Source organism: Cupriavidus sp. USMAHM13, assembly GCF_001854285.1.
Classification (GTDB): Bacteria; Pseudomonadota; Gammaproteobacteria; order Burkholderiales; family Burkholderiaceae; genus Cupriavidus; species Cupriavidus malaysiensis.
On record NZ_CP017752.1, the window covers coordinates 2,840,257 to 2,857,760 of the forward strand.

18 protein-coding genes are annotated in these 17,504 nt (G+C 65.8%); 9 read left to right on the forward strand and 9 right to left on the reverse strand.

Annotated features, from left to right (window positions below; translation table 11 throughout):
- Window positions 1-60: 60 nt before the first annotated feature.
- Both BKK81_RS30705 and BKK81_RS30710 read left to right on the forward strand, forming a co-directional pair.
- Window positions 61-348 carry a hypothetical protein gene (locus BKK81_RS30705; RefSeq protein ID WP_071020853.1) on the forward strand — a complete coding sequence of 96 codons (288 nt, stop codon included), beginning with the start codon at window positions 61-63 and terminating at the stop codon, window positions 346-348.
- A 133-nt stretch (window positions 349-481) separates the two neighbouring features.
- Window positions 482-1,186 (forward strand): PAS domain S-box protein, encoded by a 705-nt coding sequence (locus tag BKK81_RS30710; protein ID WP_071020856.1) that lies wholly within the window; start codon window positions 482-484, stop codon window positions 1,184-1,186.
- Window positions 1,187-1,232: 46 nt separating this feature from the next.
- On the opposite strand, the gene BKK81_RS30715 is transcribed toward BKK81_RS30710, so the two are convergent.
- Window positions 1,233-2,639, reverse strand: coding sequence for a cytochrome-c peroxidase (locus BKK81_RS30715; protein WP_231908148.1), 1,407 nt, complete (start codon window positions 2,637-2,639; stop codon window positions 1,233-1,235).
- Window positions 2,620-3,060: a FixH family protein gene (locus BKK81_RS30720; RefSeq protein ID WP_071020858.1), complete on the reverse strand. Its 441-nt coding sequence runs from the start codon at window positions 3,058-3,060 to the stop codon at window positions 2,620-2,622. Before BKK81_RS30720 ends, BKK81_RS30715 begins: the two co-directional genes overlap by 20 nt.
- A 348-nt stretch (window positions 3,061-3,408) precedes the next feature.
- Here BKK81_RS30720 and BKK81_RS30725 point away from each other — a divergent pair, with 348 nt between their 5' ends.
- The 3 genes from BKK81_RS30725 (at window position 3,409) to BKK81_RS30735 (ending at window position 6,442) form a co-directional block, all read left to right on the forward strand.
- On the forward strand, window positions 3,409-4,254 hold the full coding sequence (locus BKK81_RS30725; protein ID WP_197524002.1) for a helix-turn-helix transcriptional regulator: 846 nt from the start codon (window positions 3,409-3,411) through the stop codon (window positions 4,252-4,254).
- 186 nt (window positions 4,255-4,440) lie between these two features.
- Window positions 4,441-6,045, forward strand: coding sequence for a hypothetical protein (locus tag BKK81_RS30730; protein WP_156811499.1), 1,605 nt, complete (start codon window positions 4,441-4,443; stop codon window positions 6,043-6,045).
- Window positions 6,046-6,244: 199 nt separating this feature from the next.
- The gene (locus tag BKK81_RS30735) at window positions 6,245-6,442 is read left to right on the forward strand and encodes a hypothetical protein (RefSeq protein ID WP_071020868.1); all 198 of its coding nucleotides are present in this window, start codon (window positions 6,245-6,247) and stop codon (window positions 6,440-6,442) included.
- Window positions 6,443-6,542: 100 nt separating this feature from the next.
- Here the strand turns inward: BKK81_RS30735 and BKK81_RS30740 are convergent, their stop codons facing one another.
- From BKK81_RS30740 to BKK81_RS30755, 4 genes are all read right to left on the reverse strand, one after another.
- Window positions 6,543-7,592, reverse strand: coding sequence for a 2Fe-2S iron-sulfur cluster-binding protein (locus tag BKK81_RS30740; protein ID WP_071020871.1), 1,050 nt, complete (start codon window positions 7,590-7,592; stop codon window positions 6,543-6,545).
- Window positions 7,589-8,365, reverse strand: a complete 777-nt coding sequence (locus BKK81_RS30745) for an enoyl-CoA hydratase/isomerase family protein (RefSeq protein WP_157903342.1) — start codon at window positions 8,363-8,365, stop codon at window positions 7,589-7,591. Before BKK81_RS30745 ends, BKK81_RS30740 begins: the two co-directional genes overlap by 4 nt.
- Complete coding sequence (locus BKK81_RS30750) at window positions 8,362-10,260, reverse strand: AMP-dependent synthetase/ligase (RefSeq protein WP_197524003.1); 1,899 nt, start codon at window positions 10,258-10,260, stop codon at window positions 8,362-8,364. The genes BKK81_RS30745 and BKK81_RS30750 overlap by 4 nt, the downstream gene beginning before the upstream one ends.
- Window positions 10,261-10,349: 89 nt before the next feature.
- Complete coding sequence (locus BKK81_RS30755; RefSeq protein WP_071020874.1) at window positions 10,350-10,643, reverse strand: hypothetical protein; 294 nt, start codon at window positions 10,641-10,643, stop codon at window positions 10,350-10,352.
- Between the two features lie 130 nt (window positions 10,644-10,773).
- Here BKK81_RS30755 and BKK81_RS30760 point away from each other — a divergent pair, with 130 nt between their 5' ends.
- On the forward strand, window positions 10,774-11,235 hold the full coding sequence (locus tag BKK81_RS30760) for a hypothetical protein (protein WP_071020876.1): 462 nt from the start codon (window positions 10,774-10,776) through the stop codon (window positions 11,233-11,235).
- Entirely contained in the window at window positions 11,235-12,236 is a 1,002-nt protein-coding gene (locus tag BKK81_RS30765) for a PaaX family transcriptional regulator (protein ID WP_071020878.1), read from the forward strand. The genes BKK81_RS30760 and BKK81_RS30765 overlap by 1 nt, the downstream gene beginning before the upstream one ends.
- Before the next feature lie 74 nt (window positions 12,237-12,310).
- On the opposite strand, the gene BKK81_RS30770 is transcribed toward BKK81_RS30765, so the two are convergent.
- From BKK81_RS30770 to BKK81_RS35775, 3 genes are all read right to left on the reverse strand, one after another.
- Window positions 12,311-13,279 carry an NAD(P)H-dependent flavin oxidoreductase gene (locus BKK81_RS30770; protein ID WP_071020881.1) on the reverse strand — a complete coding sequence of 323 codons (969 nt, stop codon included), beginning with the start codon at window positions 13,277-13,279 and terminating at the stop codon, window positions 12,311-12,313.
- A 67-nt stretch (window positions 13,280-13,346) separates the two neighbouring features.
- Window positions 13,347-15,188 (reverse strand): acyl-CoA dehydrogenase, encoded by a 1,842-nt coding sequence (locus BKK81_RS30775; RefSeq protein WP_083384595.1) that lies wholly within the window; start codon window positions 15,186-15,188, stop codon window positions 13,347-13,349.
- Window positions 15,189-15,465: 277 nt separating this feature from the next.
- On the reverse strand, window positions 15,466-15,678 hold the full coding sequence (locus tag BKK81_RS35775) for a hypothetical protein (protein WP_156811500.1): 213 nt from the start codon (window positions 15,676-15,678) through the stop codon (window positions 15,466-15,468).
- 207 nt (window positions 15,679-15,885) lie between these two features.
- On the opposite strand from BKK81_RS35775, the gene BKK81_RS30780 reads away from it, so the two are divergent.
- On the forward strand, window positions 15,886-16,704 hold the full coding sequence (locus tag BKK81_RS30780) for a Phenylacetic acid catabolic protein (protein ID WP_071020886.1): 819 nt from the start codon (window positions 15,886-15,888) through the stop codon (window positions 16,702-16,704).
- 26 nt (window positions 16,705-16,730) lie between these two features.
- Complete coding sequence (locus tag BKK81_RS30785) at window positions 16,731-17,501, forward strand: enoyl-CoA hydratase-related protein (RefSeq protein ID WP_071020889.1); 771 nt, start codon at window positions 16,731-16,733, stop codon at window positions 17,499-17,501.
- The last annotated feature ends 3 nt before the right edge of the window (window positions 17,502-17,504 follow it).

The following is a 17,504-nucleotide window of genomic DNA, read 5'->3' on the forward strand; positions in this document are numbered from 1 at the left end:
CCTCCTGCGGGCTGCCTGCGGGCTGCCTGCGGCGCGGCAGGCCAATCCATTCCGTCCGGCATGAAAGCGCTCAAGCGACTCAATCTCAGCAAGGTGATCCGCGGCAAGGTCTACCTGACTCCGGTCTACGAGGACGACTCCACCGACAGCCCGCTGCCGTTCGTCTCCGAGGACGCCGCACTGCAATACGCCGCCATGCAATACCCGCAACTGCCGCTCGGTCGCCAGGGGCGCCCCACGTCCAGGCCGGGCGGGCGCAGAGCGCGCGACGACGATGACGGGGACAACGGGGACAACGGGGACAACGGGGGCGGCGGGGACGGCGGGGACGGCGGGGACGGCGCCTAGCAAGCGAGACAACCGCGCCCGCGGCGCCCCACCCGGCAGCGGGGTTGCGCGCCGCCGGTTAAAATCGGCGCCTGGAACGGGGCCGCCGGCGGTGGTGGCACCCGATGTCTGCAAGATGCCTGCAAGAACGAAGATGGCGATCCAGCCACCCAAGCACGTCATGGACCTGCTGCTCGACGCGATCTGCGTGGTCGACCGGCAAGGCCGCTTCCTGTCCATCAGCGGCGCCTGCGAAGCCATCTTCGGCTACCGGCCGGAAGAGATGGTCGGCAGATCGATGCTCGACTTCCTCTACGCCGAGGACCTCGACCGAACGCTGCAGGCGGTCGCGCGCATCGAGGCCGGCTACCAGCAGCGGCACTTCGAGAACCGCTACGTCCGCAAGGACGGCAGCCTCGCCACCATCGAGTGGTCGGCGCGCCTGTCCGAGTGCAAGACACACCGCGTGGCAGTGGCGCGCGACATCTCCGCGCGCCAGCAGGCGCTGCCCGACGAAGCACTGCAGGCCGCGCCGACCGATGCGCCCGCGGCATGGCGCCTGTCCGCCGCGCCGCCTGCGCTGATGCCGCCGGGTTGCGCGCCCGTGCCGCTGTCGGCGCAGGACTACACGGTGCTGCGCGCGCTCGCCGACGGCGCCCACGGCGCGCAGTACGTGACCCGCAGGAGCATCGTCAAGGCGCTCGGCGAGGACTACCTGCACTACGACCAGCGCCGCCTGGATACGCAGATGCACCGGCTGCGCCGCAAGATCGAACAGGCCAGCGGCCAGCGGCTGCCGATCGCCACGGTGCGCGGACAGGGCTACCGGGTCTACCGGCGGATCGAGGTCGAAGGCTAGTCCACTGCCTTCCGCGGCCATGGAACCCGGCCTGTGCCCGGCCCGCTCAGCGCACCGGCTCCGCCGGCCTCGCGCCGATGGGACGCTCCACGATGGGCCCCGACAGGCTGCCCAGGAACGCCACCACGTCGCCTGCCTCGGTCTCCGTCAAGCGGATACGCAGGTGCCCGGCGTGGCCCCCCTCCTCCGCCGACAACTCGGAATGTCCCACCGCCGCGGCCGGCGATCGCATGTAGTGCGCCATCACGGCATCCAGGGTGGCGAGCTGCCCGCCATGCATATAAGGGGCCCGCAAGGCCACGTTGCGCAGGCCCGGCGTCTTGAAGGCGCCCGCCAGGTCCGGCCCGCCTGCGGCCATGAAGCGCAGTTCGCGGCAGTGCTCCGGCGGCGCATCGCTATAGCGCCCCAGGCAATTGAACTCGTCGGCCAGCACGCCTGCCGTGGCCGCCGCGCGCCCGGGGTCGGGAAGCCGCCGCGCTCCCGGCGGCACACCGGTATTGTGAAAAGCCTGGTCGGTCAGCAGCGGACCGTTGTGGCATGTCGCGCATTGCGCCTTGCCGAGGAACAAGCGCAGGCCCTTGATCTCCTGCGCCGAAAGCATGCGCCTGCCCTCGCGGTCTCCGGCGAGCACGGCTTCGACGTAGCGGTCGAAGCGCGATTCGCCGTAGGCCACGGTCCGCTCGTAGGCTGCGATGGCCTTGCCGAGATTGGCAAATACGCGGTTGATGGCATCCCGTTGCGCGGGCGCGAGCGACGACCACGCCTGCTTCTCGCGCTCGCTGCCCAGCGGCGAGGCATCGGCCGGCCATGACGGCAGCTCCGGCGGGCGCCCGAACAAGGACTCGTATTCACGCCGGTAGTGGGCCAGCGCGACCCGGGCCAGCTGCAGCCGGTTGCCGCCATGCTCGACGCCATCTTCCAGCGGGCCGAGGGCCTGGGACCACTGGCTGTCCTTGCGGCCATCCCAGAACAGGAAAGGACTATGCGCCGTCGCGGCAACCGGCATGGTGCGGCGGCGACCGTCGCCGATCCCCCTGCCGACCGCCAGGCCATCCTGGAACTGCCGCTCAGGCACATGGCAGGTGGCGCACGACACCGCGCCGTTGCGCGACAGGCGTGCATCCGAGAAGAGCCGCTTGCCGAACGCCGCCGCCGCCGGCACATCGGCCACCGCATTCGAGGGATCGGGCGACGGCGACGGCAGCTGCCTCAAGTGCATCGTAGACAGGACGGCACGCTCCCCCTTCGTCCAGGGATCGCCAGCATCGGCACCATCGCCGGCAAGGCCGGGCGCGATCCGCACAAGCGCCGCGAGGCAGATGAGCACCGCGGCCGGCGCCCGCAGCCGCCGCGCACGCCGGCCCGCGCGCGGCAGCGCAAGCCCCTTGGTTCCAACAATCGGGTCCATCAAACGGTCTCCTGGCCGATGCGGCTCAGCGGCGCAATCCGTCATCGCCGACGATGACGTTGAACACCGCGGTATCGCTGAGGTCACCGGCGCGAATCGCCAGGCGCATGTCCCACCAGCCGGACATGCTGAACTTCACGCCTTCCAGCGCATAGACGCCCGGCGCAAGCTCGCCGGTGACGCGGGGCGCGGTGGGAAAGCCATGGCCGTGCTGCGGCATGCCGCCGTCGAAGCCGATGGCGGCATGCTGCACAGGCCGCCCGTCGGGCATTTCCACGCGCACCTGCCAGGCATGCATCTGGCGGATGGCCGCGCCCGCGGCGGGTGGCACCATGCTGACGATGAACCTGCCCTCGGCAGTCGGATGCTGGAGCGAAAGATCGAGATCGGCGGGTGGCGTCCCGCAGGCAGCGAGACCAGCGGTCGCGAGCGAGACCAGCACGGTCTGCGCCAATGGCTTGAACATGGATAGTGTCCTGGGTGAGGGATGAGAAACGAATCCGCGTCGATGGGACCCGGAGGGGGGGCCCCCGGCCGAAGCACTGGCCGGGAGCACCGCATTGCGACAGGGCACGGCGCGCGACAGCGAGTCCACTGAATCACTGAAATCGGTCGGCGCCAGCCATTTCAATCATCCAGCGGACCAGCGCTGGTGGCGGGCGGCGTCGGGTTCCGCCTGGCGGCAGGGACGGACGTGCCGGGCAAAAGCAGAGCGGTACATCATGCGGAATCAAGAGGCTGTTAGGATGGCGCGATTGTCCCGGCCGCCGGCATCCGGCACTTGAACGAAACGGCTGACCTGAAGGAGAACGCAGTGGCTGCGAAGCAAGGCACATCCGCGCAAGCATCCGCCGCACGCGCCGGCTTCTCGGCCATCGCGGCCATCGGCCACCCTTGTTTCTGGCATGGCGGCAGCCTCTGGATCGGTGAAAGCCGGGGCCGCACGCAGTGGCACCGCCACCATGCGCACCAGATCGCCATCGCCCTGCGGGGCCGCTTCGGTTTCCGCACCGAGCCCGAGGGCGACTGGTGCGGCTACGCGGGAGCCTTCGTCGCCAGCGAATGCACGCACCAGTTCGAGATCGACGGCAGCGCCACCGTGGCCCACCTCTTCGTCGAACCCGAGAGCAGCGCCGGACGTGCGCTGACGGCACGCTATCCGACCCCTGCCGTGGCCGAACTGCCGCCGGATGCTGTCCGCGCCGCCGCGCGGCTGCTGCGCCAGGGCCTGCAGGCGGGCCACGGCGCCAGGGCATTGGCCGGTGCCGCCACGGCCGCCATCGCGGAACTGAGCGGCAGCACGCCCGGCCTCGAACGGCAGCCCGACCCGCGCCTGGGCCCGGCGCTGGACTACATCCGCGCGCATCTCGCCGATACCGTCCAGCTGCGTGACGTGGCGGCCGCGGTCGCGCTGTCGGAAAGCCGCTTCCGGCACCTGTTCGTCGCCGAGACCGGCAGCTCCTTCCGCGCCTACGTGCTCTGGCTGCGCATCAACCTCGCCGTCGAAGCCGCGCTGTCCGGCGCGACCTGGACCGAGGCCGCGCATCTGGCGGGCTTCGCGGATTCCGCGCACCTGACCCGGACACACAAGCGCATGTTCGGCATCGAACCGACGGCGTTGCGCGCCAGGCCGCCGGCGAATGCGTTGACGTCGACGTAAGAGCGCCTCGCCGGTGCCAGGCGGGCGACGGCGCATTGCCATGCCTTGATGTCATGACATTGCGTCACAGGCGTGCCACACGGCGGGCCAACAATGCGGGGCTCCGGCGGGCGGAAATCACCGCCCGCTCCCGTCCCTGAGTGCTCCCACTCGGGCTGCCCACCGCAGTACGTCCGCTCCGGAATCATGAAGATTCGCCGTCCCGCCCTGCCGGTTACCCACCGCTACGCCATCCCGCTGCTTGCCGTCGTCGTCGGCTCCCTTGCCGCTTGCGGTGGCGATGGCGCGGAAAGCCCCGCCACTCCCGCAGCAGGCAGCTCTGTGCAGCCGCCTCCGGCCACGTCGCCCGCCGCGACCATCATGCAGGTCAAGCTGGCCGGCTGGCCCGGGCTGAGCGGACTGACAGTGAAGGCCGACGGCCTGCCGGTCAAGACCGACAACGGCACTTTCTCCGTCAACAGCGCCAGCACACTGACGCTGGAAGTCGCCGGCATCGAACTGGCGGCGATCAAGCCCAAGCCCGTCATCACCCTCTTCGACCTGCAGCCCGAGCGCAACTGCCAGAGCACGCCGGCTCTGGGCAAGCTGGCCAGCCTGCTGCTCAGCCTCGACTCCGACCAGGATCCCGGCAACGGTATTTCCATTCCACCGCTCACCGCATCGGCCGCGGGCGTCAAGCTCGCCGCGCTGTCCGAAGCCGATCTGCTGGCGCTGGAAACCAGGCTGGTCGGCCGCAGCATGCCGGTCGTGGCGGCCCTGCGCGCCGTCAACAGCGCACTGGACCAGGAAACCTGGTCGGAAGCCACGGCGCAACGCACCTCCTTCGTCAACGACATGTCGGTGCTGCAGCAATACCTGGACCGCGTGCTGACGCAGCTGGCGCTGGACGCCAAGACCTTGACCGGATTCTCCTACCTCACCGACGAGCAGGCGGCCAGCATCCCCGCCACGCTGAAAAGCCAGGGCCTGGCCTTCGACGGCGCCACGCCGGTGTTCTCCTGGCGCTACGGCCTGCAGCGCACCGACGCCGGCTATGCGCCCGCGCTGAACCGGCCGCTGGCGCTGCCGGCCGATATCCAGGCCATCTACGGCGCATCCCCCGGCGGGCCGCACATGGGCCATATCGGCGACATCGATATCGCCGACGGCAAACTCTACGCACCGATCGAAGACGAAGACGATTCGTCCCAGCAATCCTATATCGCCGTGTTCGACGCCAAGACCCTGCAGTACACCGGCGTCAAGCACGCGCTGCCGCTCGCCGAGCATGCCGACGGCGTGCCCTGGGTGGCGGTGGACGCGCCACGCAAGCAGTTCTATACCGTCACGTGGAGCACGGCGGCGGCCGACAAGCTCAATGTCTTCGACCTGGAGACCTTCAAGCTGATCCGCTCAGTGCCGCTGCAGACCTCGTTCAATGGCAAGCGGGTGCAAGGGGCGAAGATCTACCAGGGCATGCTGTACGCCTCCGCCGATACCAAGGACACCGTCAACGGCCTCAAGCGCAAGCGCATCTACAAGGTCGACACGGTCAGCGGCAGCGTGATCGAGCTGCTGACCTACGACGAGCCGAACCGCACCGAAGCCGAAGGGCTGGCATTCGGCCCGGACGGCACCATGCACCTGATGGTGGTGGCGCCGTACACCACGCCGCTGTACGCGCAGACCAATAATGCCAAGCCGTTCGACGAGAGCTACAGCATCGACGGCGACGATTGGAACCCGTCCGCGACGCTGCGCCACTTCACGCGCAAGGCAGCGCCGTTGCGCGAGACCCTCTGCGGCATGTAGGCGGGCGATGCCGGCCCGCACGCGCGGGCGGCGCTGGCAGGTCCGGTGCGGCTCTCGATAAGAGGGAGTCGCACCGCGAGGCAAGCGTCCAGGAGATCGACAGTGCGGCCCCGCACATTTCCCCTTGACCTTCCCACCGTAGCAACGTCCACCATGCCTGCATCCAGTCGACCAGCCGGGCAGCGCCGGCCTACGCCTGATGGGTGGCCTCGACTCGAACGCCGTCATCCTGGCGGGCCTGCTGCCCATCATGAGGACAGGCGGCACCGGCTTGGAGGCGATCGACGCTCCCATGGTCGGCGGCATGGTCACAGCGCCACTGCTCTCCTTGTTCTTGATTCCCGCTGCATTCCTGCTGCTGCGCCGCCGCCCCCGTTCGCGGCCGGCTGACGAATGAGCTCGACGCGATTGTTCACGCGAGCGGCGACTCCCGATGAACGCGGTACCGACGGCGCCGCGACGGCCCGCTGCCAGCCACCCGCTTCAAGCACGCGCCATCAAGCCGCAGCGCATACCCCGCTTGACAGATCCTTCGCCGTAACGAATGCATCGGCAAAGAAGCTGCCGCGCGGCAGGCCGCAGATCCGGGAGAAGTCCTGTCGGGCGCTCTCCACCACGATCGGCGCACCGCAAGCATAGACGTGGTAGGCCGCCAGATCGGCGATGTCCTCCATCACTGCGCGATGGACCCATCCGGTTCGCCCCTGCCAGGCATCCGCATCGCAAGCGTCCGACACGACAGGGATATAGGAAAATCCGTCCCATGCCGCTGCCCAATGCCGGCAAAGCGCATCCATGTACAGGTCAGCGGGTCGACGCCCCCCCCAATACAGGCGCATCGGCCGGTGGATACCAAGACGCATGGCCTCCTCGACCATGGCCTTGATAGGGGCGAATCCAGTGCCACTTGCCAGCAGGATGACCGGTGCGTCCGCCTCCCGCAACCACATACTGCCGTACGGCCCCTCCACCTGCACGATGTGGCCGGTGCCGGGCCGCGACTCCCGCTCATTGAACAGGCCATCGGTAAAGCGGCCGCCTGGGCAATGCCGGATGTGAAACTCCAGGCAATCTCCCCTGCCTGAAGCCTGCGCGATGGAGTAGCTGCGGCGAACGCCCTCCCTGGTCGTCAGATCGACGTACTGCCCCGGGCGGAAATCAAGCTCCGCCTCGCGCGGCAGCTTGATGCTGAGGATCAGTACATCCGCCGCCCCTGTCCGCCGAATCCCGGCAACGCGCCCGAGCAGCTTGCGGACCGGCAGTGGTTGCCTGCCCGTGGGTAATGTGCTCGACAGCACCAGGTCACTGCGCGCGCTCGCCCTGCAGCACAGGACCTCGCCGGACTCGGCGCCATCCATTGCCACAGGCTCCTCCGCGCTTCGATCGATCTGCCCGGAAATCAATTGGACCCGGCAAGCCCCGCATATGCCCTGGCGGCAGCTGTGCGCAAGTGCTACACCCTGCCGCAGGGCGGCATCCAGCAACATCTCTCCGGCCTCCGCGAAGAACATAGCGCCGCCCGGCTCCAGCGTTACCGCATAGCTCATGGCCGCTCCAGGCGAAATGCCGGTCGGCGCTTCTCCTTGAACGCTGCGATCCCCTCGCGGTAATCTGCAGTACCCGCCGCCCAGCCCTGGGCCGTAGCCTCGAGTGCCAGCGTTTGCGCCAACGTCGAAGTCATGGCTGCCGCAAGCAGCCGCTTCTCCTCGCGCAGCGCATCCTGCGGCCCGTTGGCGAGCACTTCCGCCAGCGCGCGCGCGCGCGTATCGAGTTCCTCGTCGGGCACGAGCAGATCGGCCAGCCCCCAGTCATAGGCATCCTCCCCGCCGATCTGCTCGGCAGTCGCAATCAAGCGAAACGTCCGGCTCCCGCCGATGCGCCGCGCCAGAAGCCAATGCCCACCGGAATCCAGGATGCCGCCAAGGCGCGCGAATGGCGAAGCGAAGGCTGCAGACGGACTGGCCATCACGAGATCGCAAGCGAGAGCCAGGCCGAGGCCCACGCCCATCGCCGCGCCGCCCACTGCAGCGATGGTCGGCTGCGGAACCTTGCTCAAGGATTCGATAAGCGGATTGATCTCTTCGTGCAAGATGGCCGCAGCATCCTCGCCCGCCACGGCGTCCGAAAGATCACGCCCCGCGCAAAACGCGGCGCCCTGCGCGCGCAGCAGCACCGTTCGCACGGAGCGGCTCCGGCCGGCTTCATCAAGAACCGTGCGCAGCGCCCGCACCATCTGCGTCGTCAAGGCGTTGCGCTTGGCAGGACGGGCCAGGGTAACACTCAGCACCCCGCCGACTTCGACAACTTCCAACTCGCTCACAATGATGCTCCTTCGTACATGCTCTCGATCAGGGATTCCCACTTGCGCTCGATCACGCGCCGCTTGAGCTTCATGGTTGGCGTGACCTCCTCATGGGCCGGCGTCAGTTCGACCGGCAGGATGCGAAAATCCTTGATCGACTCGACGCGGGCAAACTTTGCATTGACGGCTTCGACCACCTTGCCGATGAGCATGCGGATCTGAGGCACGGCCACAAGACTGGCGAAATCCGTATATGCAAGCTGCGCCTCTTGCGCAAACTTCTCGACGTTCTCCCGGTCGATCATGATGATGGCCGTCAGGTACTTCCGCCGGTCGCCGATGACCAGCGCATCACTGATATACGACGAGAACTTGAGGGCGTTCTGAATTTCGCTTGGCGTAATATTCTTGCCGCCGGATGTGATCAGGATGTCCTTGAGACGATCGGTGATATAGAGATAGCCATCATCGTCGAAGCGGCCCACATCGCCTGTATGGAGCCAGCCATCCCGTAGTACCTCGGCTGTCTTGGACTCCTGATTCAGATAGCCCACGAAGACATTGGCCCCGCGAACCAGAATCTCGCCATTCTCAGCAATGCGAACCCGGCAGCCTCCCGCAGGGCGGCCTACCGAGCCCAGGCGCCGGGCATGCCGCAGGTTCGCCGAAATCGTGCCGCATTCGGTCATGCCGTAAAGCTCGAGCAAGACAATGCCAAGCGCCCCGTACCACTGCACGAGCTCCGGCGAGATGGGCGCGCCGCCGCTTGCAATCGAACGCGCCCGCTCAAGTCCCATGCTGGTTCGGACGCCACGCAGCACCACCGGATCCGCAATGGAGAGCGCAAGTTCCAGCCACGCTGGAGGGGAAACCCCCTTCGCAGCCAGCCTTTCCCGACGCATGCCTAGCGCCATCGCACAACCAAAAGCCCAACGCCGCAAGCGCGTGCCTTCCTTCAACCGCATGTCTACCTGTGAGTACAGCTTCTCCCAGATGCGCGGAACCGCCAGCATGAATTCCGGCTGAACTTCACGGACATCATCAAGGACCGTCGCAGGACTCTCCACGAAGTTGGAGACAACACCGCGGTACATGGAAAAGTAGGTGAAATACCGCTCTGCGATATGGCACAGGGGAAGGAACGCGAGACGGTCGTCGCCCTCATGCATCTCCCAGAGCGGAGCGCTGTTGACCACCTGGAACACCAGGTTGGCATGGCTGACCATTGCCCCTTTCGGCGGACCTGTGGTGCCCGAGGTGTACACCAGAATTGCCAGCGAATCCGGAAGGACCTTCCCTGTCTGGCGCGCGAACCAGTCTGGCTGGGCACGCGAGAACGCGGCGCCGCGGAGCAGGAAATCGGCAAAGCTGCAGACCATGTCGTCGGCAAGGTCGCGCAGCCCTGCCAAGTCGAAGACAACAATGAGTCTCAATGCGGGCAACGTCTCCCTGATCGCCAGTACCTTGTCGAGTTGCGCGTCGTTCTCGACAAAGATGATGGAGGCATTGCAGTCTCCCGCCAGGTAGGCCACCTGGCTGCTGGAATCAGTCGGATAGATGCCCGCGACCACCATCCCGATGCCGAGCAGTCCCATGTCGCAGTACATCCATTCCGGACGCGTGCTGCTGAGAATGCAGGCAGACTCGCCGCCACGGAATCCGCTAGCCGCCAGGGACGCCGCAACCTGGCGTGCGGCGTCGCCGAATTGCCGCCAGCTTATGTCTTCCCAGGTCCCGCCCTGCTTGCGGCGCAACGCTACGCGATCGCCCCACTTGCCAACCAGAGCCTGGAACATCGTGGCAACCGTCGAACCGATGCTGGCGTCCCGACGAATCTCCTCCTTCTGGAGGCGGTAGTCCTGCCGCTGTCTCTCCGGCGTTCCCTCGCCGGGGACTAAGGTGAGAGTGCTCAATTCGCTATCCCCATATCTGCCTGCGTTTCCAGCCCCAGCCTTCCCTCGCCATGACATCCTGCGCTCCCAGATAGAAATCCCCGATATGTTCACGCTTCGCGCGTAGTGCTCGTCCAAGCGGTGAGCGCAGGATGCCGACACCCGGCCACACCCAGCCAGCGAAGGCCGCGAGCACAACCATGCAGACGCCGGAGCACCACAAGGCCGTTGAATCTGCCCGTCACCGACTCCATCTTGCTGATCAACTGCTCGACAATCCCTGCAAAGGCGAGCGCGGTAACGGCAAGACAGGTGGCGGCCAGTCTCAAGCCCGGCAACCCCATCAGGCCGTGGATACTGCCGACCGAATTTCCCGCGAAGATGAACCGGGACCGGATCGACATGAGTTGTCTCCTTCCTCTACGCACACGTCTCCGTAGTTCTCTGTAGTTCTCTGTCCTGCAAAGTGCGCGTCCCCAGTATAATACTAATTCGACTTCGTAAAACAATCTATTTGTATTGCATGGAGACGGCATGAACCACCCAGACTGGAACGAACACGGACGTCGGCAGCAACTGGCGCGCTTCGGCTACCGCACCGAGGCGCAGGCGCCGGCGCCACTCGCCTTCGACGCCGAATGGAGTCGCCTGCAGGCGGACTTCCCTTGCCCCCCCGGGCAGCGCGTGCCCACCTATGCGGCCCTCGACACCGCCGCCGCCGAACTCGCCAGGCAGTACATGCGCGACCGCTTCCAGCTCGACAGCCTGCTCAACCAATGCGACGCCATCCATGCCGACATCGTTGCCCTGGGGCCGCACCCGGAGGTGGTCGAACGCTACGCCAGCGCGCGCGACGCCTTCGAGGACGCGGTCGAGCGCTTCGGTGTGCTGCGCGGCCGGCTGCAGTCGGCTCTGGCCGCCGCAGCCACCGCCGGTGACGCGCCTGGCGCCGGTGCGCCGGCCGATATAATCCGCCCATCCAAGGAGGATTCGTGATGGCGAAGGCGGCAACGACCAAGGCCCGGCAAGTCAGCTGGGAAGAGTTGAGCGCAGGGCTGGCCGGGCAGGTTCCCTTCTCGCCGAAGGCGATCATCAGCACGGTGTTCGGCGACATGCTCTCGCCCGGGCGCGGGTCGGTCTGGCTGAGCAGCATCGTGCAGCTGGTGAGCGCGTTCGGACTGGAAGCGTCCCACGTGCGCACCGCCGCGCTCAGGCTGGTGTACGACGGCTGGCTCGATGCGGTACGCAGTGGCAAGTACAGCTACTACTCGCTCAGCAAGGAAACGTTCGAGAACACCCGGGACTACTTCGAACGCGTCTATGGTGAGCCCAGGTCCGCCTGGGACGGCAGCTGGCAGATCGTGCTGTTCGAACCCGACAACCTTGACAAGCGTGTCGTGGCCGATCTCAAGCTGCGACTGCAATGGCTCGGCTTCGGGCCGTTCGCGCCCAATCTCTACGCGGCGCCGGGTAACGACCCCGGCGCCTGCCAGCACCTGGTGCGCGAGCTGAAGATCGAGGGCAAGGTGCAGATACTGAGCGCGACGCCGGCAAGCCAGATGGCGCCGGCGCCCATGGAGGCCACCATCCGCAAGGCCTGGCGCCTGGACGCGGTGGAGGCCGGGTACCGGGACTTCATCGCGCTGTTCGGACCGGTGCAGGCGGCGCTGTCGGACGGGGCGATTCCCCCGGCAGCCGCCTTCCAGGTGCGCACCCTGCTGGTACTGGCCTATCGCCGCATCGTCTTGCAGGATCCCAAGCTGCCGCTGCAGCTGCTGCCCTCCTCATGGGCCGGCACCGAAGCCCATGCGCTGTGCCGCGCGCTGTATTTCCAGCTCCTGCCGCCCTCCGAAGTGTTTCTCGCCGAGACGGTGCAGACCAGCGAAGGCGTTCTCGCCCCCGTCTCGGACGAGGTATTGCGGCGCTTCGGCGGCGCGCCGTCCGCGGCGCCGGCCTTGCCGGGCCGGCGCCGGGCCGCAAAGGCGCCTGCGGCGTAGCGCAATATGGCGTCGCCAGTGCGGTCCATGCGCGGGCCGCACTGGCGCCGATCCGCTAAAGTCCGGAAGGTTCGTCAAGCGTCTTGCGCCAGCAGCCGGTGACGCGCGGCCTGATACTCGGCCTGCAGTTGCGCAACGATCCGCGCTGTCGGCCGAATCTCATCCATCAACCCGACGCCCTGTCCGGCCCCCCAGATATCCTTCCACGCCTTGATCTTGCTCGCGCCGCCCGAGAGATCCATCTTGCTCTTGTCGGATAGCGGCAGGTTGTCCGGATCCAGCCCGGCGTTCAGAATGCTCTGCCGCATATAGTTGCCGTGGACACCGGAAAACAGGTTGGTATAGACGATATCGGCAGCATTGGCCCCCACGATGGCCTGCTTGTAGCCCTCGGCGGCATTGCTTTCCTGCGAGGCAATGAAACGCGTGCCGATGTACGCGAGATCGGCGCCCATGGCGCGCGCGGCGAGGATGGCTTCACCGTTGGCAATCGCGCCCGACAGCACCAGCGGGCCGTCGAAGAATTTCCGGACTTCGCCGACCAGCGCGAAGGGGGACAGGGTCCCCGCGTGGCCGCCTGCGCCGGCAGCCACCACGATGAGACCATCCACTCCGGCTTCCAGCGCCTTCCGCGCATGGCGTACGCTGATGACATCGTGCAGGACGATGCCCCCGTAGCCATGCACCGCGTCGAGGATCTCCTTTACCGGTGCCTGCAAGCTGGTGATGAAGATCGGCACTTTGTGATCGATGCAGACGCGCACGTCACGTTCCAGCCTGGTATTCGACTGGTGCACGATCTGATTGACCGCGAGCGGCCCGACGGGCTGGCCAGGGTTAGCCGCTCTGAAGGCGCTCAGTTCCTCGGCGATGCGGGTCAACCATTCGTCGAGCAACTCCGGGTGGCGTGCGTTGAGCGTCGGAAAGGCGCCGACGATGCCCGCCTTGCATTGTGCGAGAACCAGTTCCGGATAGCTGACGATGAACATGGGAGAGGCCATCACGGGCAACGCCAGATTCTGCAGGATTGAGGGAAGGGCCATGGGCTCTGTTTCCTTGGGAAGGATCGATATCAACGGTTTCAAGGCTGGAGGTCTGCTGCGGTCGGCTTCATGCGGCAGGGCCGAGTCTGCGGACGGCTTCCTCGAACAGGGAGTCTGCATCGGTCACGCTGGCACCGGCCCGCATGACGGCCGAGCTCAGGCCTTCGACCTGACTCAGCTGCCAGTCGGCAAAGTAGGACGAACAGGCTTCCAGTTCGTCGGCCAGCGAGGGCGGGCACCGGAACGCAGCCGTGCCGCTTTGGGCAAGTAACGCGGCATGAAGCAAGCGCCAACCACCGAAGAGCCTGCCGCAGGCCTCGAGATAGGCTTCGGCCACCGCGAGCGCGCTCTCGTTCCGGTCTTCGCCCTGCCTGACGATCCAGTCCGTGGCTGCGGTGACCTGCGACAGCGCCGCGGCAAGCTGAGCGCCGGCACGGCACAGGCGCGGCGCTGGCGAAGCTTGCAGGCGTGAGGCGGTATCCATTACCTTTCTGGCCATCAGTGCGAATGCCGCTCCCCCATCTCCTATTACCTTGCGATGCACCAGATCGTTCGCTTGTATGGTGGTGGTTCCCTCGTAGATGGTGGTGATCCGTGCATCGCGTACCAGCTGTGCTACGCCGGTGTCCTCGATATATCCGGCCCCGCCGAAGATCTGCAGCGCGGCATTGGTGGAGTCGACCGCCATTTCCGAAATCCAGCCCTTTACGATGGGGGTCAGGAAACCGAGCAAGCGCTGTGCCTCCTGCCGTTCAGCGGTTGACGCGGGGGAGCCGAGCGCATCGATCAGCGAAGCGCTGTAGTAGGTCAGATTGCGTGCGGCATGAGTATTGGCCAGTAGATTCAGCAGCGCGCGCCTGACTCCCGGATGATGGATGATCGCGACTGCTTTCCCGCCGGATGCCTTATGGCGCCCCTGGATGCGGGTGGCGGCGTAGGAGAAGGCCGCCTGGCTGGCACGTTCGGCTATGCCCGTGCCCTGCAGGCCGAGACTGAAGCGCGCCAGATTCATCATCACGAACATCGCATTGAGGCCCTGATTCTCTTCGCCGATCAAGAAGCCCTGGGCCCCGCCCATCTCGCCGTAGACCATCACCGCCGTAGGGCTGCCGTGAATGCCGAGTTTGTTCTCCAGCGCTACGCATCTGACATCGTTTCGTTCGCCGATCTCCCCGCTGCCGCCGACCAGGAACTTCGGCACGAGGAACAAGGATAGGCCTTTCACACCGGCGGGCGCATCCGGCAAACGGGCAAGTACAAGGTGGACGATGTTCTCGGCGAGATCATGCTCGCCAAATGTGATGAAGATCTTCTGCCCGGAAATCCTGTAATGCCCGGGACCCCGGCTGGGGTCCGGGATGGCCCTCGCGCGGATCAGCGATAGATCCGAGCCCGCTTGCGGCTCCGTGATGTTCATGGTGCCCGGCCAGGTTCCCGTCACCATCTTCGACGCATACCGTTCGATGATCGTGGCCGACGCCGAGGCAAGCAGTGCGTCGACCGCGCCGACGTTGCCCACCGGGCACAGCGCGAAAGCGGGATTGGCTGCATTCCACATTTCGGCAAGAGGCGCCCACGCCAGGCGCATAAGTCCCAAGCCGCCAAGCTCAACGGGAAGCGGGGCGCCCGGCCAGCCACCGTCGATGAATTGCTTGTACGCGCTGCGCGCGGCTTCGGAGGTGGTGACCTTCCCGTCGGCGTGCAGTACGGGATGCGTGGTGTCCGAATGGCGGCTCAACGGCAGCAGGATGTCTTCGGTCAGGCGGGCGTTTGCGGCAAGGATGCCCTGGAACGTCTCCCAATCCAGGTCTTCCTTTACTGCCAATCGCGGGTTGCCATTCGTCGCGGTGGCAACGGCAAAGGCGAGCGCTTCAAGCGGGGCTACATAGGGTGTCATTCCGTTCTTCATTCTTCTTCCCTTTCTGGGTTGACTCGGCGGGTACCCCTCAGCGCTGTCCAGCCCGCAATGCAGGAACGGGTGCCTGCGAGGATGCGGATGCCCGCCGGAAGTGAGATTTCGTCGCTCACTGAGCTCTTGCAATGTAATACAAAATCATCTAACTTACATCTTAAATTTGTATTACCAAGTCGAGCGCATCGACTGGAGGAGCCAGATGAAACCACGAGGCCTGGTCGCACGGTGGCCTGCGTTCCGCGCATTGCTGCCATGCGTTGGGAGGACGCAGTTAAGAGGTGTATCGGACAAAGAGATTGCGCTGGGCGGCTACGGTGCTCTCAGCGGCATCGGTGCTTCCTGGAGAAGCACCAGCGCGAATGCCGTGCGTCTGGGCTTGGTCGAGGTCGATGCGAGGGGGCGCGATCCGTCCGGCGGTCCGCGCCTCGGCTTCGGTCAAGGCAGGCACACCGGTACCCGCCAACTGATTCTTCAGCAGGTGCATGGTGGTTGCCGGATACCGGTGGTGGACCAACCGTGACGCGGCAAGTGGCATGCGCGCCGGGATCCAGCGATCTTCCGCATGACGCCAGAGCGTCCGAGCCTGGCGCCGATCCGCTTTGACTCCAAGCCGAACCCAGTCTGCCAAACCGGCAGACAACGCGCCGTAGACCTGCGATCTGCCCCTTCTTTTTTTCAACAGGAGAACAACATGAAGTACTACGACAAGGGAGATACCCTTCCTGCGGACTATCGGAAAGCCTTGATCCATTTGCTCAGCTTCCAGGCGGATTCCGAGTATGCCGGCGCCCAGCGGGTCGGCGAGAACCTCTGCTTCGCGCCGCGGCCGGAGGAGGCCTATCGGCTCGCCAAGAAGACGATGGAGGAATACGGCCATGCTTTCTATCTGTGGACCGTGCTGGAGGACCTTGGCATCGACGTAAAGCCCAGGCTTGCGGAACTGCGCGACCATCCTGAGAACCCCGACCCGGCGCGGGTCAACGTGATCAACGGGTTTCGCCGCTCCTACTGGCGCGACCAGTTCCAGTGCTGGGAGGACGTGGCGATGATGTCGTGCGTCGCAACCCCTGGCGCGGTGATCTTCCTGGGGCAGTACACGAAATGCTCTTACCTCCCCTGGGCCCGCGCCTCGGAACGGATCGCGCGCGAGGAGGTGGGGCACATGGGCTTCGGCCTGTGGGCCGTCAAACGTGCGATCGAATTCGGCGGCTCGCAAGCGTGGGAGCGGCTGCAACGGCGCGTGCCAAAGTTCCTGGCGATGGGGATGGGCATGTACGGCCGTCCTTCCCTGGCAGGGGAAACGCAGTCTGCCAATTTCGAGCGCTACTACGACATGGGTCTGAAGATCCTGCGGCCGGAAGCGTGCCAGGCACAGTACCTTGAACTCGTCAGAAAGCGCATTCAGGAGGCCGGCCTCGAGTGGGTCGACGACGTTCAGCCGGACTATGACCAGCGCATGGGCTATGCGATGGACGATCAGGAACTCGATTCACGGCTTGCCGCTGAGTAAGACGAGAGAACCCGAAAGGAGCAAAGATGTCATTGGTATTGTCTGAGCGCATCGGGCGCGTCGGGCTGGTCACGTTGAACCGGCCCGAAGCAAAGAACGCGCTGAACGAAGCACTGGTGCTCGAGCTTAGCCGCATTGTGAGTGCCCTCGACGAAGACCCGGAAATCGGTGCGATCGTCGTGACCGGCGGCGAATCCTGCTTCAGCGTGGGCGCCGATATCAAGGAGATGACCGAGAAGACATTCGCCGAAGCCTATGTGCGGAATTTCGTCAGCCGTGATTGGGAAGTGCTGTCGTATTGCCGCAAGCCCGTCATCGCGGCGGTTGCCGGCTACGCCATTGGTGGCGGCTGCGAGTTCGCGCTGATGAGCGATATCGTGGTGGCCGACGCTAGCGCGCGCTTCGGGCAGCCGGAGGTCTCGGTCGGCACCATTCCCGGCGGCGGTGGCACTCAGCGCCTGGCCCGCTCCATTGGCAAGGCAAAAGCGATGGAGCTCTGCCTGACGGGGCGCCTGCTTGGCGCGGATGAGGCGGAGCGCATCGGCATCGTCTCGATCCTGGTTCCAGCCGGGGACCATATCCGCACAGCCCTGGAAATGGCGGCGCGTATCGCCGGATACTCGCTGCCCATTGTCGAGATGATCAAGGAAAGCGTCAACGCGGCCTTCGATACGGGCCTCAGCGGCGGCCTTCGCTTCGAGCGCCGCCTTCTGCACGCGACCTTTGCTCTGGATGACCAGAAGGAAGCCATGCGCGCTTTCGCTGACCGGCGCAAACCTGTCTTCCTTCATCGGTGAACA

Excerpts from the sequence above, each read along its gene's own strand:
- BKK81_RS30705 (WP_071020853.1), top strand. The coding sequence starts at position 61 with ATGAAAGCGCTCAAGCGACTCAATCTCAGCAAGGTGATCCGCGGCAAG.
- BKK81_RS30710 (WP_071020856.1), top strand. The coding sequence starts at position 482 with ATGGCGATCCAGCCACCCAAGCACGTCATGGACCTGCTGCTCGACGCG.
- BKK81_RS30715 (WP_231908148.1), bottom strand. The coding sequence starts at position 2,639 with ATGACGGATTGCGCCGCTGAGCCGCATCGGCCAGGAGACCGTTTGATG.
- BKK81_RS30720 (WP_071020858.1), bottom strand. The coding sequence starts at position 3,060 with ATGTTCAAGCCATTGGCGCAGACCGTGCTGGTCTCGCTCGCGACCGCT.
- BKK81_RS30730 (WP_156811499.1), top strand. The coding sequence starts at position 4,441 with ATGAAGATTCGCCGTCCCGCCCTGCCGGTTACCCACCGCTACGCCATC.
- BKK81_RS30735 (WP_071020868.1), top strand. The coding sequence starts at position 6,245 with ATGGGTGGCCTCGACTCGAACGCCGTCATCCTGGCGGGCCTGCTGCCC.
- BKK81_RS30740 (WP_071020871.1), bottom strand. The coding sequence starts at position 7,592 with ATGAGCTATGCGGTAACGCTGGAGCCGGGCGGCGCTATGTTCTTCGCG.
- BKK81_RS30755 (WP_071020874.1), bottom strand. The coding sequence starts at position 10,643 with ATGTCGATCCGGTCCCGGTTCATCTTCGCGGGAAATTCGGTCGGCAGT.
- BKK81_RS30760 (WP_071020876.1), top strand. The coding sequence starts at position 10,774 with ATGAACCACCCAGACTGGAACGAACACGGACGTCGGCAGCAACTGGCG.
- BKK81_RS30765 (WP_071020878.1), top strand. The coding sequence starts at position 11,235 with ATGGCGAAGGCGGCAACGACCAAGGCCCGGCAAGTCAGCTGGGAAGAG.
- BKK81_RS30770 (WP_071020881.1), bottom strand. The coding sequence starts at position 13,279 with ATGGCCCTTCCCTCAATCCTGCAGAATCTGGCGTTGCCCGTGATGGCC.
- BKK81_RS30775 (WP_083384595.1), bottom strand. The coding sequence starts at position 15,188 with ATGAAGAACGGAATGACACCCTATGTAGCCCCGCTTGAAGCGCTCGCC.
- BKK81_RS35775 (WP_156811500.1), bottom strand. The coding sequence starts at position 15,678 with ATGCACCTGCTGAAGAATCAGTTGGCGGGTACCGGTGTGCCTGCCTTG.
- BKK81_RS30780 (WP_071020886.1), top strand. The coding sequence starts at position 15,886 with ATGAAGTACTACGACAAGGGAGATACCCTTCCTGCGGACTATCGGAAA.
- BKK81_RS30785 (WP_071020889.1), top strand. The coding sequence starts at position 16,731 with ATGTCATTGGTATTGTCTGAGCGCATCGGGCGCGTCGGGCTGGTCACG.